Origin of the sequence: Microcoleus sp. T3_D1 (assembly GCF_036700405.1) — a bacterium.
In the GTDB taxonomy this organism is placed as follows: domain Bacteria; phylum Cyanobacteriota; class Cyanobacteriia; order Cyanobacteriales; family Microcoleaceae; genus Microcoleus.
In genome coordinates, this window is the sequence record NZ_JAUBOV010000120.1 from 1 (window position 1) to 15,202 (window position 15,202).

The 15,202-nt window shown below is 44.8% G+C and carries 15 protein-coding genes and 1 pseudogene; 12 read left to right on the top strand and 4 right to left on the bottom strand.

The genetic code is table 11. The features are described from left to right. Positions 1-218 precede the first annotated feature (218 nt). The 6 genes and pseudogenes from QT992_RS31210 to QT992_RS31235 all read left to right on the top strand — a co-directional run bounded on the left by QT992_RS31210 (position 219) and on the right by QT992_RS31235 (position 3,148). Positions 219-743: a helix-turn-helix domain-containing protein gene (locus QT992_RS31210; protein WP_333336614.1), complete on the top strand. Its 525-nt coding sequence runs from the start codon at positions 219-221 to the stop codon at positions 741-743. Positions 744-759: 16 nt separating this feature from the next. Further along, a complete protein-coding gene (locus QT992_RS31215; protein ID WP_333336616.1) occupies positions 760-1,314 on the top strand; it encodes an RNA-guided endonuclease TnpB family protein in 555 nt (184 codons plus the stop codon). Positions 1,315-1,378: 64 nt separating this feature from the next. Beyond that, positions 1,379-2,078 (top strand): annotated as a pseudogene (locus QT992_RS31220) (IS66 family transposase); the annotation flags it as partial. A 66-nt stretch (positions 2,079-2,144) separates the two neighbouring features. Further along, positions 2,145-2,408 (top strand): hypothetical protein, encoded by a 264-nt coding sequence (locus QT992_RS31225; RefSeq protein ID WP_333313764.1) that lies wholly within the window; start codon positions 2,145-2,147, stop codon positions 2,406-2,408. A 29-nt stretch (positions 2,409-2,437) separates the two neighbouring features. After that, positions 2,438-2,623 (top strand): hypothetical protein, encoded by a 186-nt coding sequence (locus tag QT992_RS31230; RefSeq protein ID WP_333336618.1) that lies wholly within the window; start codon positions 2,438-2,440, stop codon positions 2,621-2,623. Between the two features lie 90 nt (positions 2,624-2,713). Continuing rightward, positions 2,714-3,148: a hypothetical protein gene (locus QT992_RS31235; protein WP_333378530.1), complete on the top strand. Its 435-nt coding sequence runs from the start codon at positions 2,714-2,716 to the stop codon at positions 3,146-3,148. A 202-nt stretch (positions 3,149-3,350) separates the two neighbouring features. Here QT992_RS31235 and mutS read toward each other — a convergent pair whose 3' ends face one another. Beyond that, positions 3,351-5,978, bottom strand: coding sequence for a DNA mismatch repair protein MutS (mutS, locus tag QT992_RS31240; protein WP_333378536.1), 2,628 nt, complete (start codon positions 5,976-5,978; stop codon positions 3,351-3,353). Positions 5,979-6,647: 669 nt separating this feature from the next. Between mutS and QT992_RS31245 the strand changes: the two genes are divergently transcribed. The 3 genes from QT992_RS31245 to QT992_RS31255 all read left to right on the top strand — a co-directional run bounded on the left by QT992_RS31245 (position 6,648) and on the right by QT992_RS31255 (position 8,972). Continuing rightward, positions 6,648-7,814 carry a zinc-dependent alcohol dehydrogenase gene (locus QT992_RS31245; protein WP_333313770.1) on the top strand — a complete coding sequence of 389 codons (1,167 nt, stop codon included), beginning with the start codon at positions 6,648-6,650 and terminating at the stop codon, positions 7,812-7,814. A 27-nt stretch (positions 7,815-7,841) separates the two neighbouring features. Next, positions 7,842-8,051 (top strand): acetyltransferase, encoded by a 210-nt coding sequence (locus QT992_RS31250; protein ID WP_333313772.1) that lies wholly within the window; start codon positions 7,842-7,844, stop codon positions 8,049-8,051. Positions 8,052-8,285: 234 nt separating this feature from the next. Further along, on the top strand, positions 8,286-8,972 hold the full coding sequence (locus QT992_RS31255; RefSeq protein ID WP_333313774.1) for an HAD family hydrolase: 687 nt from the start codon (positions 8,286-8,288) through the stop codon (positions 8,970-8,972). Positions 8,973-9,012: 40 nt separating this feature from the next. Here QT992_RS31255 and QT992_RS31260 read toward each other — a convergent pair whose 3' ends face one another. Together QT992_RS31260 and QT992_RS31265 are read right to left on the bottom strand one after the other, a co-directional pair. Further along, positions 9,013-10,161 (bottom strand): AAA family ATPase, encoded by a 1,149-nt coding sequence (locus QT992_RS31260; protein ID WP_333378533.1) that lies wholly within the window; start codon positions 10,159-10,161, stop codon positions 9,013-9,015. A 356-nt stretch (positions 10,162-10,517) separates the two neighbouring features. Beyond that, positions 10,518-11,312 carry an RNA ligase family protein gene (locus tag QT992_RS31265; RefSeq protein WP_333336623.1) on the bottom strand — a complete coding sequence of 265 codons (795 nt, stop codon included), beginning with the start codon at positions 11,310-11,312 and terminating at the stop codon, positions 10,518-10,520. A gap of 87 nt (positions 11,313-11,399) precedes the next feature. Between QT992_RS31265 and QT992_RS31270 the strand changes: the two genes are divergently transcribed. The 3 genes from QT992_RS31270 (at position 11,400) to hpxZ (ending at position 13,542) form a co-directional block, all read left to right on the top strand. Continuing rightward, on the top strand, positions 11,400-12,269 hold the full coding sequence (locus QT992_RS31270; RefSeq protein WP_333336625.1) for a prohibitin family protein: 870 nt from the start codon (positions 11,400-11,402) through the stop codon (positions 12,267-12,269). Positions 12,270-12,504: 235 nt separating this feature from the next. After that, complete coding sequence (locus tag QT992_RS31275) at positions 12,505-12,924, top strand: peptidylprolyl isomerase (protein WP_333313781.1); 420 nt, start codon at positions 12,505-12,507, stop codon at positions 12,922-12,924. Between the two features lie 231 nt (positions 12,925-13,155). Further along, on the top strand, positions 13,156-13,542 hold the full coding sequence (gene hpxZ, locus QT992_RS31280) for an oxalurate catabolism protein HpxZ (RefSeq protein ID WP_333238906.1): 387 nt from the start codon (positions 13,156-13,158) through the stop codon (positions 13,540-13,542). A gap of 278 nt (positions 13,543-13,820) precedes the next feature. On the opposite strand, the gene QT992_RS31285 is transcribed toward hpxZ, so the two are convergent. Continuing rightward, complete coding sequence (locus QT992_RS31285; RefSeq protein ID WP_333336627.1) at positions 13,821-14,945, bottom strand: THUMP domain-containing protein; 1,125 nt, start codon at positions 14,943-14,945, stop codon at positions 13,821-13,823. Positions 14,946-15,202 lie beyond the last annotated feature (257 nt).

Genomic DNA, 15,202 nt, shown 5'->3' on the forward strand with positions numbered 1-15,202 from the left:
ATCTCTTGTTTCATCTGTAGAAAGAATTCTTAAAGAATTTGGAGATAATTATGTAATTAATTTTGCTTAACTACTTAATCCATTGCTTCTCCTGCCGTCTATACGGATTACGAAATTACTCCAAAGAAATTAAAGACAACTTGAAAAACGCTATTGACAAGCCCGTACAAGAGCTGTCAAACTCAGGCAACAAAGAAATTCAGTGTTGAGGTCGAACAATGCTTCTGTCCATCAAAACAAAGCTAAAGAACCGCAAAAGTCAAGCAACGATAATGAGCAAACACGCTGGAATAGCGCGGTTTACTTATAATTGGGGATTGGCAACTTGGAGCGACCTTTATCGAGATGGACTGAAGCCAAACAAATACCTCCTCAAGAAATTCTTTAATAACCACGTAAAACCTGAGTTCGAGTGGATTAAAGAGACAGGCATCTGCCAAGAAATTACCCAATATGCCTTTGACAATCTTGGGGATTCCTTTTCTAGATTTTTCTCAAAAAAAGGTGGATATCCAAAATTCAAGAAGAAAGGACATCACGATTCTTTCACAATTGATGCAAGTGGAAAGCCTATAGCAGTGGGTGGTACATCTATAAAGCTACCAACAATCGGTTGGGTAAAAACCTACGAAGGATTGCCTCATACAACTTGCAAGTCAATTACTATTTCGCGTACTGCTGACAGTTGGTTTATTGCGTTCGCGATGCGTACAAAGTCACGAGCCGACAATCAAAACTCATGAGGTTGTAGGAGTTGACTTGGGCGTCAAAGAGTTAGCTACACTTTCAACGGGCGTAGTATTTCCGAATCCAAAGCACTACAAGGCACATATCGGGAAACTCAAGAGGTGGTCAAGAGTTCTTGCTAGAAAGGTCAAGGGTTCCGAGAATAGATATAAAGCCAAAATTCAATTAGCAAAGCATCATGCTAAGGTAGCAAATCTTAGAAAAAACACTCGGCATCAAATCACTACTTACTTAGGCAAAAACCACGCAAAAATAGTAGTAGAAAATTTGAAGGTTTCCGGGATGTTGGTCAATCATAAACTAGCTCAAGTAATAGCTGACTGTGGATTCCATGAATTCAAACGCCAGTTAGAGTACAAGGCTAAAAAGTTTGGCTGTGAAATAATCGTTGCCGACCGATGGTTCCCGTCGAGCAAGACCTGTTCAAACTGTGGACATATCCAAGATATGCCACTCAAAGAAAGGACTTATAACTGTGGAAGTTGTGGCCATTCGATGGACAGAGATTTAAACGCAGCAATTAATTTATCGCGGTTGGCTAAACCGCGAAAGCTTACTGAGGGATAACCGCTCCCATGCTCCCGATGAAGTAAGAAGCAAATGTCTAGACTTGTCTAGCATTTGTATTGCAGTCAAAGAATGGTTATGGACAGCTACGGGTCAAGATTTTTGCCTGTTTCATGCCGCAGACACTCGCAGTAGAGCCGAATTAGAGACGATGCTGGGGCATGAATTTGCGCTCAGTGTTGAGTTCCGATGATTTTAGCGTATATAACGGTGTGATTGTGGGAGCGCAACAAAAATGTCTAGCCCATCTACGGCGACATTTTAAGAAAGTTCTGCTTATACGCCACGGTAATAACAGTGTCGTCGCTTCTGCATTTTTGGAATTAATTGATGAGGCATTTCGACAACATCGCCTAGGGCGGGTACACCCCCAAGAGATTGATTATCAGACTTGGGCGAGGGACTTTAAAACGAGATTGGCAGAATTGTTAAATACTTGGCAAGGTCATGTTGGTCATGCTGCTGGACTGTTACTGCGCTCGTTACGTGAGAAAGCACATCAATGGTGGTACTTTTTAGACCACCCGGAAATTCCCCCTGATAATAATTTGGCAGAACGTTCTCTGCGATTAGCCGTGACGAAGCGTAAGGTATCTGGGGGTTCCCGGTCCATGTCTCGGTTTGAACAAACTGCTGATTTGTTATCTGTGATTCAGACTTGTAGATTTCAAGGTAAAAGCGCAATGGCTTTTTTACATGATGCTATATCTGCCCATTCTTGTAACTTTTTCATGCCTTCTCTTATTCCCCAATCAAAGACCTGAATCCTTACGTTTTTTCTTCTAAGCAGTACCAATTACAATTTTTTTCTGGTGTTGAATGTTGCTATTATGGCAATCACAGGATTTTTGGGCGTAAGTTTCATTTATCAAGGAATGCACTTTCTGTCCGAACAAGATACGGAAGGCAAAGACATTAGGCTAAATATTTTGCGCTTTTGGTTGGGACTCTATGCGTTTGTTGGCACTCAGTTGGGATGGACGCTGAGACCGTTTTTTGGGTCGTCGGGAATGCCTTTTCAACTGTTCCGAAACCGAGAAAGCAATTTTTATATGAGTCTGTGGCAATCAATTATGTCTCTGGGAGGATCGTAATTAATCCCAATTAAAGGAGATTTTAAAGAGTGATACAAGCTGATTTGGATGAGATCAAGATTCCTGAGAAGGAGTTGGAAGATTTGAGCGGAATAGCTGTGAGCGACGGTTTTGCAGGGGATTTTTACCGACCTGCTGCACTCCGGGACGGCAAAAAGCTGTTTTCTCTTTTGTTGAATGAGTTGCTGAGATTTTGCCTGACATTAGTTGTTTAGCAGCCGATTGCTTTACTGGCTAATAAACATAATGTTGGTTCATTTAGCGATGCTGAGATATTTGTCAGGGTTTTACAAATAACTTTGGGTTTGTCGCTGGCGATTACGGTTGCTTGGAATGTCTATAAATGGGTTAAGGCAAAGCCTCTGGCAACCCTGGCGGGTGTGCGGGATGAAGTTGAGAAGTATCATGAGGTGACTCCGGCTTTAGATATTATCGATCGCCTAACGGCTGCTGGCAAATTACAAGCCAATTTAATTAACCGAGGAGAAGCAATTGAGGCATTAAAAATTACTAGAGAAAGTTTAGTGTGTGCTTTGAAAACAGAGAGAATTCTCAGAAAAAATCAGCAATTTATCGGCCGCCGTTACGAGTTATTTGCTAATATTGAAAGTAATTTGGCTGCTTTGATGGCGCTGGATGTGAGCGATCTGGCGACTGAATACGGGCGGTTGCTGAATGAGGCTTTGGAAATTGGGATGAGCGTGCACAAAGAGGTAAGAAAGTTGCAAAATGGGCGTTAGAGTTGCTGGAGAGTTCCTGGTTTGTAGTAAAAGTAGTAAATTAGATATTGCACCATTTTTATGAACAGGCAAGATGCCTGTTCCACAAAGAGTGAATTTTATTGTGGGGAGTAGGGGTTGGGCAGGAGAGCCCGCCCCTGAAAGGCTTATTGAAAATGGTGCAATATAGAAATTACTACAAATTTTGTTCCCACCGGAAATTTCAATCCTCAAAAATATCCAACTGTTCGCCCTCCGACTCTTTTTTGCCATCTTTTTTAACACCTTTCCGCAGCCCGATCGCAATTTTGCTATGTTTCTCAATCTGCCTCATCACCTGTCTCGCCCGGTCAATCACCGACGGCGGTAAACCAGCTAATCTGCCCGCTTCAATTCCGTAAGATTTGTCAGCACCTCCCGGCTGAACTTGGTGCAAAAATACGATTTGATCCGGCAATTCTTTCACTGTCACCTGATAATTGGCGACATTATCTAAAATAGAAGCTAACTCATTTAACTCGTGATAGTGAGTCGCAAAAATTGTCCGCGCCCGAATCTCAGTTGCTAAATATTCCGCCACAGACCAAGCAATCGAAAGTCCGTCAAACGTCGCCGTTCCCCTGCCAATTTCATCTAATAAAACCAATGATTGCGGCGTCGCATGATTGAGAATATTTGCAGTTTCGTTCATTTCTACCATAAACGTAGACTGACCTGTTGCCAAATCATCGACGGCGCCGACGCGGGTAAAAATACGATCGCAAATTCCCAAACTCGCAGCTTTCGCCGGCACAAAACTGCCCATCTGCGCCATTAACTGGATCAAACCCACCTGCCGCAGGTAGCAGCTTTTCCCGCTAGCATTCGGGCCGGTTAAAATAATTAAATCTGGGCGGTTTAGCGCTTCTTCCCGACCCAAAAAAGCAGAATTAGGGACAAAAAATCCCGGCGGCAAAGACTTTTCCACCACAGGATGACAGCCTTCAATAATTTTAATTTCCCGACTTTCTGTCATAGTCGGGCGGCAGTAATTCTGGTAAACTGCTACTTCTGCCAAACCGCACAAAACATCTGCCGCCGCCACAGCGCGGGAAACGTTGCGAATAATTTCTGCGTGTTCTCCTACCTCCGATCGCACTTTAGCAAAAATATCGTATTCTAATTGATTTAAATCTTCCCGCGCTGTCAGAATTCGCACTTCCCTTTCTTTTAATTCTTCAGTGCTGTAGCGTTCTTCATTGGTGAGAGTTTGCTTGCGGGTGTAGTCCCTCGGTACTTGGTCTACTTTTGATTTGGTAATGCTGATGTAATAGCCGAAAGCTTTATTGTAGCCTACTTTTAAATTAGAAATTCCCGTGCGCTTTCTCTCAGTGGCTTCTAAATTTGCAATCCATTCTTGGTCGGCTGATGCAGTTTGGCGCATTTCATCTAGCATCGGATTGATTCCCGCTCGAATCAAACCTCCTTCTTTTAAATGAATCGGCGGTTCGTCAACTAAATGAGAGTGAATTTTACTTGCTAATTCTTCGAGAATTGGCGGTACATTTTGCAGTGCTTTCAAATAGGGCGATCGCCCAAGGGCTGCGATCGCAGCTAATTCCGGCAGTTTTGAGAGAGAATCAGCTAAAGCGACCAAATCCCGCGCGCTAGCTGTTCCAGAACCGGCGCGGCCTGTCAGTCTTTCTATGTCGTAAATTTGGCGCAGCAACTGCTGCAAATCTTGGCGCAGGGGGTTATTTTCTACTAATTCTTGAATCGTGTCGTGTCGGGCGCAAATGCCTTTAATGTTGAGCAAAGGTTGCAGCACCCAGCGGCGCAAAGCGCGGCCTCCCATGGCGGTGCTGGTTTTGTCTATAGCCCACAGCAGCGAACCGTGAAAAACCCCATCTCTCACTGTTTGAGTAATTTCCAGATTGCGGCGGGTTTGGTAGTCGAGTATGAGAAAATCGGTGAGAGTGTAAGTGTGCAATCTTTGCAAAGAAACTGCTTTTTCCTTTTGAGTTTCTTCGAGATATTGCAGCAAACCGCCGGCGGCGCGCACTGCGAGGGAAAGGTGGCCGCATCCCATGCCTTCTAGCGATCGCACTTTGAACTTTTGCAGGATTCTCTGTTTTGCTTCGGACAAACTAAACGGAATTTGCGATCGCAAAGAATAGCAAAACGAATTCGGCAAACAATCGGGCAAATGCTCGGATTTCTCTCCGGGCCTCAACATAGTCACCAAATCCGGCGCATTAGTCGGTACCAAGACTTCCGAAGGTTGCAAACGCAGTAATTCTAAGGTTAATTGTTCTAAAGTGTCTGCTTGGGTAGTGACGAATTCTCCCGTAGAAATATCTGTATAAGCCAATCCCCAATGTTCCCCCGCTATCACAATTGCTGCTAAAAAATTATTTTGTCTGGGTTTGAGCATTCCGTCATCAGTCAAGGTTCCGGGAGTGAGAATGCGGGTAATTTCTCGCTTGACTTGGCGGCCTTCTTTAGCAGCAATTGAGGCATCTTCAACTTGGTCGCAAACTACCACAGCATAGCCTTTTTCTACTAACATTGAGGTGTAGCGGTCGAGGGCGTGGTGCGGCACTCCTGTCATCGGCACTCTGCCAATTTCTTTGCCGCTTTCTTTGCTAGTACAAACAAGTTCTAATTCCTGCGAAATAGTAACTGCATCTTGGAAAAAACACTCAAAAAAATCTCCGACTCGAAACAATAAAAGTGCGTGGGGATACTGTTCTTTCACTTCCACATACCGCTGCATCATCGGCGTCAGCTTGGTGAATTCTAGTAGGCGGTGGTCGGCATTGCGGATGTTGGGTTGATGGGGGTCTGTTGGGGTAGATGCAGTGTAAGGCATAAAAGGCGATCGATAAATTTTAATCTTTAACAACTTTAGCGCAAGCTCGGCTTTTAGCTCTAACTAATATACAATATTTGACGATTAATCCTCCTTAAGCAGGGTGCGTGATTGTCATTATTGGGGAAGAGTGTTGACCTATACAAAAGTCACGCGCCCTACTTAATAATCGATAAACCCGCTTTTCGTTGAGAATTTTTCGGTCGCTTTTTATCTAATGTGAGCTTAAGCCTCGCCTATAGTGAGATTAAGTGCGAAAGTTTTATTTATTGTGAGAGGAGAGCGATCGGCGATCGACAAAAACAATCTCATCCATCTCGCTGTTAGCTGTTATGGCAGAAGGAAGAAGGCTTTAGTTATCTAGGAGAGAAGGAAGAAGCAAGGATTTCAGCAATTAAGAACGTCCTAACCGTCGGGCGTGGTTGCTATAAATGTTGGTGGTTAACAAAAGAATGTGAAATTTCCCGCACATAAGGGGCATAAGCTTTACATTTTTGTTATTGAAAACAGCCGGAAGATAGATTTATAAATTATACCTCGGATAGAGAGATAATATATTTTATAGGCTTAAAATTAAAACATCCAAGCAGGTAATTTATCGGCGTAGTAAATTTAAGATTTAGAATCAAAAATCTGCTAGCTAGTAGTTGACTAGAGGAAAAAAAAATAATGAAAGCTCTTTGCTGGCACGGAGCAAATGATGTGCGAGTTGATAATGTACCAGACCCAACAATTATCAACCCGCGCGATGCCATAGTTAAAATCACGTCTACAGCAATCTGCGGCTCAGATTTGCACCTCTACAATGGCTTGATCCCGACAATGCAATCGGGCGACATCATGGGCCACGAATTCATGGGGGAAGTAGTCGAACTCGGCAGCGAAGTCAAGAACTTAAAAAAGGGCGATCGCATTGTCATTCCTTTTACTATTTCTTGCGGCAGTTGCTTCTTTTGCAACCGCGATTTGTGGTCGCTGTGCGACAACTCCAACCCCAATGCAGGATTGGCTGAAAAAATCTACGGCCATTCGCCGGCTGGACTGTTTGGCTTCTCCCATTTAACGGGCGGCTATGCAGGAGGTCAAGCAGAATACGCGCGGGTTCCGTTTGCAGATGTCGGCCCTTTAAAAATTCCCGACGGACTTTCGGACGAACAAGTATTGTTCCTCACCGATATCTTTCCTACCGGTTACATGGCGGCCGAAAACTGCAACATTCAGCCGGGGGATACTGTAGCTGTTTGGGGATGCGGGCCGGTCGGACAATTTGCAATCAGAAGCGCGTTTATGCTGGGGGCCGATCGAGTAATTGCGATCGACCGCGTACCGGAACGCTTGCAAATGGCTGCAGCAGCCAAAGCTGAAATCATCAACTACGAAGAAATGGACGCCGGGGAAGCCGTCACCGAAATGACGGGGGGACGCGGGCCTGACTCCTGCATCGACGCGGTGGGGATGGAAGCCCACGGCACCGGTCTCGACGCTTTGTACGACAAAGCTAAGCAAGCCGTGCGGTTGGAGAGCGATCGACCCACTGCCCTGCGACAAGTGCTCGTAGCTTGTCGCAAAGGCGGCACAGTCTCAATTCCCGGCGTTTACGGCGGCTTTGTTGACAAAGTGCCGTTAGGTGCAGCTTTCAACAAAGGCTTGACCCTGAAAATGGGACAAACGCACGTTCACCGCTATTTGCGGCCGTTGCTCGATCGCGTTCAAAAAGGCGAAATTGACCCGTCATTCGTAATTACGCACCGAATGAAATTGGATGAAGCGCCCCACGCTTACGAGATTTTCCTCAACAAAAAAGACAACTGTATCAAAGTTGTCCTCAAACCATAACTCGCATTTACCCTTCACGGAAAAACTATGCTTTTACAAGAAAAAGAATCAGGCGACTTGATTGAAATCCTCGATGTAGAGGCTTTACTCAGCCCTACAAAACAAGAAGTGCCGGGAAAAAATCAAGCTGGTCAAGAAGAGCAAGAGACAGCAACTTTTCCAAAAAGTAATTTAGTCTTTCCTTCCGGTGAAAATTTGCCGCGCTGTTGGACTGAGGAAAATTATCAAACTCATTGATTCCACTGATTCTCCCCATCCCCTTTAACAAGGGGGCGAGGGGAAGCTAGGGGTAGGAACAGGGCACATAGGTGTCAACTTAACCCGAAAAATCGCTCTGAGACTGAAGTCCCTGTCTAAAAGTTCGTAGTGGGGACTTCCGTCTCCGATTGACTAATTAAATAATTGTGGACTAAAGTTTTTACTACAAAATAGTTTTTTGGAATAAGTCTAATAACTCACAACAAATAAGTTATGCAATTGCAAGCAGTAATTCTCGATATTGACGGTACTCTGACGCTCAGCAATGACGCCCACGCTCAAGCTTGGGTGGAGGCATTTGCCGCTTACGGCTACGAGGTGCCGTTTGAGAAAGTTCGCCCGCTAATTGGTATGGGAGGCGACAAAGTTATACCCCAAATGGTATCAGAACTTTCCGACGAAGCAGGCGACGGGAAAAAGATTGCACAGCGGCGTAAAGAACTGATTATTAACCGCTTTTCTCCCGATCTTTCTCCAACCCCCGGTTCGCGGGATTTGCTGTTAAAAATGCAGAAAGAAGGATTGCGGCTAATTATTGCTACTTCAGCTACCACCGAAGAACTTTCCGGTTTGCTGAAAGCTGCACAAGTTGACGATTTATTGGATCAAGCGCAAGCGGCGACATCGAGTGATGCGGAAGCTTCTAAGCCGGAACCGGATATTGTGGAAGCTGCTTTGAGCAAATTGCAGATGGAAGCGAGTCAGACGGTGATGTTAGCTGATACTCCTTACGATATCGAAGCTGCGGGCAAGTGCGGGGTGCCAGTAATTGCTTTTCGGTGCGGAGGTTTCGATGATGCTTCGCTGGCAAATGCTGCGGAAATTTACGATCACCCTGCTGATTTGTTGGCGCATTATGACGATTCTCTTTTAGGGAAAAAGGAATTGGTAGCGCGTTGAAGTAATCTGGCTAACTGCGGGGAATCGCCCCTAAAGTAGCCTAATCGGTTACGATCCGATCGACTTGATGGGCTTCTGTGCGATCGGGAATATCCAGCCGCGCAGCTAATTTGCGAATGACTGCTTCCGGTACTGTTGCTGTGCGCGATCGATTCCGCTGCCCTATTTCTTCTAGAGGTACTTCCAGATAAACAATGCGAATTCGCGCTTGGTAAGCAGCAAAAAAATTAATTAATTGCTGCCGCATTTGTTTAGTTGTATTCGTGGCGTTCCACACAAAAGAACGCCCCTCATTCATGTATTCGCGCGCTCTTTGTTTGGCTGCTGTCACCACATTTCCAGGTGTTTCGTTGGGAGACACATTCATCTCTTTTCGCAGTGCATCCAGCGAGATTACTGGCAAATCTGGGAGATTTTTCCGAATCCAATAATCTTTACCGCTTCCTGGCAATCCCGACATCAAAATTACTTCGCATTTAGTGTCGTCAAATGCTTCGTAATCTGGGTTTCCATTCTCTTTGCGGAAGTAGATAAATCGGCTGTGTGCGGAGGGGAATTGTCGGGGAGAATCCAAACAATTATTTTCTTGACAAAACTCCCGAAATAGTTGTATTTTATCGAGTAATTCTTGTTTGTCGCTACACTGTCGGCCGCGCACGTCTGCTTCGGCTAAAAGTGCGAGGAAATCGCAGCGGACAACTTGACTGACTTTAATTACAGACTGCTGCGGGTTGGGTTTGTCGATTAGCCAGATGGGTAAACTGCCGAATTGGACGATCGCCACAACAGTTTCGCGAATCTCAAACTGCACTGGTGGCTCGAATTGAGATAAAATTTGTCTAACCATCCTCGCACCTTGGCGGGCGTGACCTTTTGAGCTAATTCTGCCGTCCGCTTCTATTTTTGTAAAGGCTGGTTTGGCGACATCGTGCAGCAAAGCGGCGGCAAAAAGTATCGATCGTTCTTTTTCGGGAAGTTGCCGCCAATTCGGGGATGAGATTAATGCTTCGCAGACCATTCTGGTATGAATTAAAACATCTCCTTCGGCGTGATAAATCGGGTCTTGCTGACATCCTTTTAAGTTTTGAATCCAATCGAAATGATTTTGAATGCTGTCCCAATCCAGAAACCAATCGGGCGGTTGGGGACAAAAGGGAAAAGTCCAAGGCGGCGCTAACAGTGTATTCATAACTTTACTTGTTGGATCTGACTGAACAACTCATCCTTCCTATGGGAGAGGACTTTAGCTTTGAGTCAGGGGTTTAAACCCCTGCCGGACTTCGGGAAGGAGCGTGGAAATTTGACGCCAATGGTCGGCAGTTTTTACTTTACTCACATTTTGCACCATTCTCAATTACTTGTTTAGGAACAGGCTTTTCGGCCTGTTCCACAATAAAACTCATTCTTTGTGGAACGGGCATCTTGCCCGTTCTTGACAATGGTGCAAGATATTAGGAACAGGCTTTTCGGCCTGTTCCACAATAAAACTCATTCTTTGTGGAACGGGCATCTTGCCCGTTCTTGACAATGGTGCAAGATATCTGTTTATAAACTAAAATTAAATAAATCTGCGCCGGGACGCAGAATATTGGGTACAATTGGGCGATTTAGCCAATGTCCTTCGGCGTTTTTAATCGCTGTTAAAAAGCTGGCACGCACGTACTTGTAACGCGCCTTGACAATTCCGTCTTCCTCTACTTTAATATACAAACCTTCCATAATATCGCTCTTGTCAGTCTCTTTCAAACACCGTTCTTCATCTAATCCCAATTCCCCGCAGTACAAACGCAACCGTTCCAAATGTCCGGGTTGAATAAAATGAGATTTTTCCATAAACGGCATCATTTGCTTGGGAGATTTCAGCACTCCAGAAAACAACACGGGAACGGACACTAACGGCAGTCCTGTTAACAACTTCTGGCGGGCTTCTGTACTCAGAAATTGACTGGTTTCTAAGTCCAGCACGTCGTATTCCATAAAATAGTGCGGCAAAAAATCATAAAAAACAGTGTGTTTCGCATAAAGCCATTCGCCGTAAAGAATGTAGCGATTTCCCAGCACTTCTCCCAGGGTTCCGCTGAGACTGAAAGCCCACTGTTTGAATAAGTTAAAATGTTTTTCCCTCGGCCCGCCGGTGAGATAGTGGCCGCGACTTTGCAGCAGCATTTGTCCATCTGGTGCGAAGCTGATGCCTGTATTAGCGCCGTCTACCTTTTCTTCTATAATTAGAGGGCGATCGATCAAAGCGCTAAATGGCACGCTGTCGAGGTCTTCATCACCCGGCTGGAAACGCGAACCTTCGATGTGATAAGTTCTAGGATATTTAACAATTTTGAGCATCAGCCAATCCCTTTGAGATTTGAGACTTTAGAGGCGACCCAATCTATTTAACCATTATAATGGAATTATCACAAAGGAGCGTGTAAGTTGAAAAGTCAAAGTTTCCAAAGCATATCATCGGCCCTCGCTGGGATTCTATTAGTAGGCGCGCTACTCCTAGGACTAAACTCTTTTGTCGTCATCAATCCAGGTGAAGCAGGGGTAGTCAGTGTTTTAGGAAAAGCCACAGATGGAGCATTGTTAGAGGGGTTTCACCTCAGACCCCCGCTAATATCCAAGGTAGATGTGTACGATGTAACAGTGCAAAAATTTGAAGTTCCCGCCCAGAGTGCTACTAAAGACCTTCAGGATTTAAATGCCAGTTTTGCGATAAACTTTCGCCTCGATCCTGCGAGAATAGTTGATGTCCGAAGGACTCAAGGAACTTTGGAGAATATAGTCTCAAAAATTATTGCTCCTCAGACGCAAGAAGCATTTAAAACAGCGGCTGCACTGAGAACCGCCGAACAATCTATTACTCAAAGAAGTGAACTGAAGCGAGACTTTGATACGGCGCTGAAGGAAAGGCTATCAAAGTATGATGTAATCGTACTCGATACGAGCGTTGTTAACATTCGATTCTCCACAGATTTTGCGAAAGCGGTTGAGGAGAAACAGGTCGCTGAACAGCGGGCGCAAAGGGCTGTTTATGTGGCTCAGGAAGCCGAACAACAGGCTCAAGCTGACATTAACCGCGCTCAAGGTAGGGCTGAAGCTCAAAGACTTTTGGCTGAAACTTTGAAGGCTCAAGGCGGCAATTTAGTGCTGCAAAAAGAGGCGATCGAAGCTTGGAGAAGCGGCGGCGCTCAGATGCCAAAAGTGCTGGTTATGGGCGAAGGTTCGAGTCGGGTTCCTTTCATTTTTAATATGAACGATATTCAGGAAGAACCCGATCGCCCGCAAGTGACCAACAATTAAAATATGACTGAGGGTAACAAACCCGGTGTCTGGGAAAATATTGGCTTTACTAACCAGAAATCTCGCAATAAACCGGGTTCCCTCAGAAAGCACACATAAGTTTTATGAGAGTTGCCGGAATATGGTACACTTCTGAAAGCCACAATATAACGACAGTTTGAAACCTGTCGCTATAAAAGCGAAGTCCGCAATTAACACGCAGGCAACACACTCATTTTAGGAACCAGGAGAAATCATGACCCGCGCTATAATGGAAACCGACAAAGGCACAATCAATTTGGACTTGTTCGATGCGGATGCGCCTAACACAGTGAAGAATTTTGTTGACTTGGCGGAAAAAGGTTTTTACGATGGATTGGCTTTTCACCGAGTCATTCCTAACTTTATGATTCAAGGTGGCTGTCCAAAAGGCAATGGAACTGGCGGCCCCGGCTACAAAATCAAGTGCGAAATCAACTCCCACAAACATGAGGCAGGAACTTTATCGATGGCTCACGCAGGCCGCGATACGGGTGGCAGCCAATTCTTTATTTGCCATTCTCCCCAGTCTCATCTAGATGGAGTTCACACAACTTTTGGCAAAACTGAGGATATGTCTGTCGTCAATGCTATCCGCCAAGGTGACAAGATTATTTCGCTCAAAATTGAGCATTAATTTCCTCTAATTAGTTGCGTTTGCAATAAGGAATTTAGTCCTTATTGCAAACACAACTCGTGAAAGTTAAGAGTTTTAAAATCTACAACTTATGACCAATAATTTCTTGATGGTACCCGCCACGTGATTTATCCGTGGAATCAATCCCAAATCCAAAATCCTTGCATCCTCAAGCCCCCGGATTTATCCGTGGTGTCAATCTAAAATCTAAAATCTAAAATCTAAAATCGAATGACTGTTATCAATGATTCTGCTGTGGTGGCTGAGTTAACTGAACTATATTTAAAATACGAAAAAGCTCTTTGTACGAATGATATTGAAACTCTCGATAATTTGTTCTGGGATGCGCCGGAAGTTGTGCGGTTTGGGGTGACGGAGAACCTGTACGGGAGTGATGAGGTGAGGGCTTTTCGCAAAGGACGATCGCCTGTAAATGTCGATCGAGAAATGTTCAACCTCAAAGTCGTGACATTCGATGCAGACACGGCGGCTGTGACGCTGGAATTTCGCCGTGTAATGGATGGAGTGGTGCGGCTGGGGCGGCAAAGTCAGATGTGGCGCAAGTTTCCTCAAGGGTGGAAGATTGTTTCCGCTCACGTTTCTTTGTTGCCGGTGTAAATGTTATGTCATTTCCCTTGAATTGCCCGTAATGAAATTCTGTCGATCGGGCGGGGCGGGTTTATAGATATTATGGATGTGAATTACAGATTGTTTGTGAAACCCGCCCCTACAAGTATTGTGGTTAATTTACCTGACAGCATATTAAAGGTAAGAAAACAATATATTCAAATGTAAAATTAGTATTTTAATTTGATTATTGTTGAGCCATTCTATTCGGCATATATTCTTTTTTTCCTTTACTATTAGTACCTCTGATTTTTTCCCGCTCCCCTCCCCTAATACAGTTCATACTTGAGCAAAGTACACGGAATCGAGCCATTGAAAACAGGAATTCGCCGCGATGTTCTGAGTCCAACCTTTTTCCCCAACTCCTTATTTCCAGTCAAAATAAACGCATTCCAACCTTTAAAACGATTCTTGAAAATATCCCCCAACATCTTGTACAAATCTCCCAATTCGCTAGCATCTCCCAGGCGCTCTCCGTAGGGAGGATTGCAAATCAAAACGCCTCTGTCTGCGGGGGCTTCCAACTGAGATAACTCGGTTTGAGCAAACTGAATCTTACCGGAAATACCAGCTTGCTGCGCGTTCGTGCGAGCTTGAGTTAACATATCGGAATCGCGATCGCACCCTGCAATCACCTCTTTCAGTTCCGGTAACTCACTATTTTCCGCTTCGGCCCACAATTTATCCCACAAAGGTTCGTCAAAATCCCGCCAACTCATAAATCCAAACTTTTCTCGAAACAATCCCGGTGCAATATTCAAGCCCTTTAACGTCGCTTCCAAAGGCAAAGTTCCCGAACCGCACATCGGGTCTAAAAACGGCAAATCTGGCGTCCATTCTGCCATCTCCAACAAAGCCGCAGCTAGGGTTTCTTTGAGGGGAGCAAGCCCCATCGCCGGTCGATATCCCCGGCGGTGCAAACTGCCGCCAGAACTGTCTAAACTTAAAATAGCTCTATCTTGATGAATGTGAAGGTTAATTTGCAAATCGGGATGCTCTACATCGACATTAGAACGCTTGTTAAATTGAAGGCGCTGTTGGTCGGCGATCGCATTTTTGACCTGCAAAGCTGTAAAGTGAGTGTGGTTCAACTTTTCGTTGCCGCCGGTGCAGTTTACTGCTAAAGTATTTTCGGGATATAAGTATTCGTCCCAAGGGATTTTCTGCACTTCGCGGTAGAGCATATCCGAGTTGTAACACCGGAATTCGGCGATCGGCATTAGCACTCGAAAAATAGTTCTCGACCAAAGATTGACGCGGTATAATAAAGCGCGATCGCCCGCAAAGTAAACCCCAGTAAAATCTGGCTTGACATCCTGAGCCCCTAAACGTTCTAATTCTTGGGCGGCAATTGTTTCTAAACCGCGCGCAACAGTAGCAAAATATTGATTCATTGATAATTGGCAATTGGTAATTGGGAATTGTTACTAACAACAGACACCAGACTGATGACTATAATAGCTGGTTTTCATCCTAACTATCAAAATAAATACTCTACCTTCACGATAAATAACTCGCATTAATCTGGGTGGGGGCGGGTTTGAGAGATTGTTCTTTGTTGGCTGTGATTGTTTGTGAAACCCGCCCCTTGTATCTTAAAAGAGTGAGCTAGCCGATCGCCACGTCATTGATTCGATCATACCGACAATCA

Bases quoted from the DNA above. Each gene is read 5' to 3' on its own strand.
- QT992_RS31255 (WP_333313774.1), top strand. From the start codon at position 8,286: ATGCAATTGCAAGCAGTAATTCTCGATATTGACGGTACTCTGACGCTC.
- hpxZ (WP_333238906.1), top strand. From the start codon at position 13,156: ATGACTGTTATCAATGATTCTGCTGTGGTGGCTGAGTTAACTGAACTA.
- mutS (WP_333378536.1), bottom strand. From the start codon at position 5,978: ATGCCTTACACTGCATCTACCCCAACAGACCCCCATCAACCCAACATC.
- QT992_RS31260 (WP_333378533.1), bottom strand. From the start codon at position 10,161: ATGAATACACTGTTAGCGCCGCCTTGGACTTTTCCCTTTTGTCCCCAA.
- QT992_RS31275 (WP_333313781.1), top strand. From the start codon at position 12,505: ATGACCCGCGCTATAATGGAAACCGACAAAGGCACAATCAATTTGGAC.
- QT992_RS31225 (WP_333313764.1), top strand. From the start codon at position 2,145: ATGGCAATCACAGGATTTTTGGGCGTAAGTTTCATTTATCAAGGAATG.
- QT992_RS31210 (WP_333336614.1), top strand. From the start codon at position 219: ATGCTTCTGTCCATCAAAACAAAGCTAAAGAACCGCAAAAGTCAAGCA.
- QT992_RS31245 (WP_333313770.1), top strand. From the start codon at position 6,648: ATGAAAGCTCTTTGCTGGCACGGAGCAAATGATGTGCGAGTTGATAAT.
- QT992_RS31265 (WP_333336623.1), bottom strand. From the start codon at position 11,312: ATGCTCAAAATTGTTAAATATCCTAGAACTTATCACATCGAAGGTTCG.
- QT992_RS31285 (WP_333336627.1), bottom strand. From the start codon at position 14,945: ATGAATCAATATTTTGCTACTGTTGCGCGCGGTTTAGAAACAATTGCC.
- QT992_RS31250 (WP_333313772.1), top strand. From the start codon at position 7,842: ATGCTTTTACAAGAAAAAGAATCAGGCGACTTGATTGAAATCCTCGAT.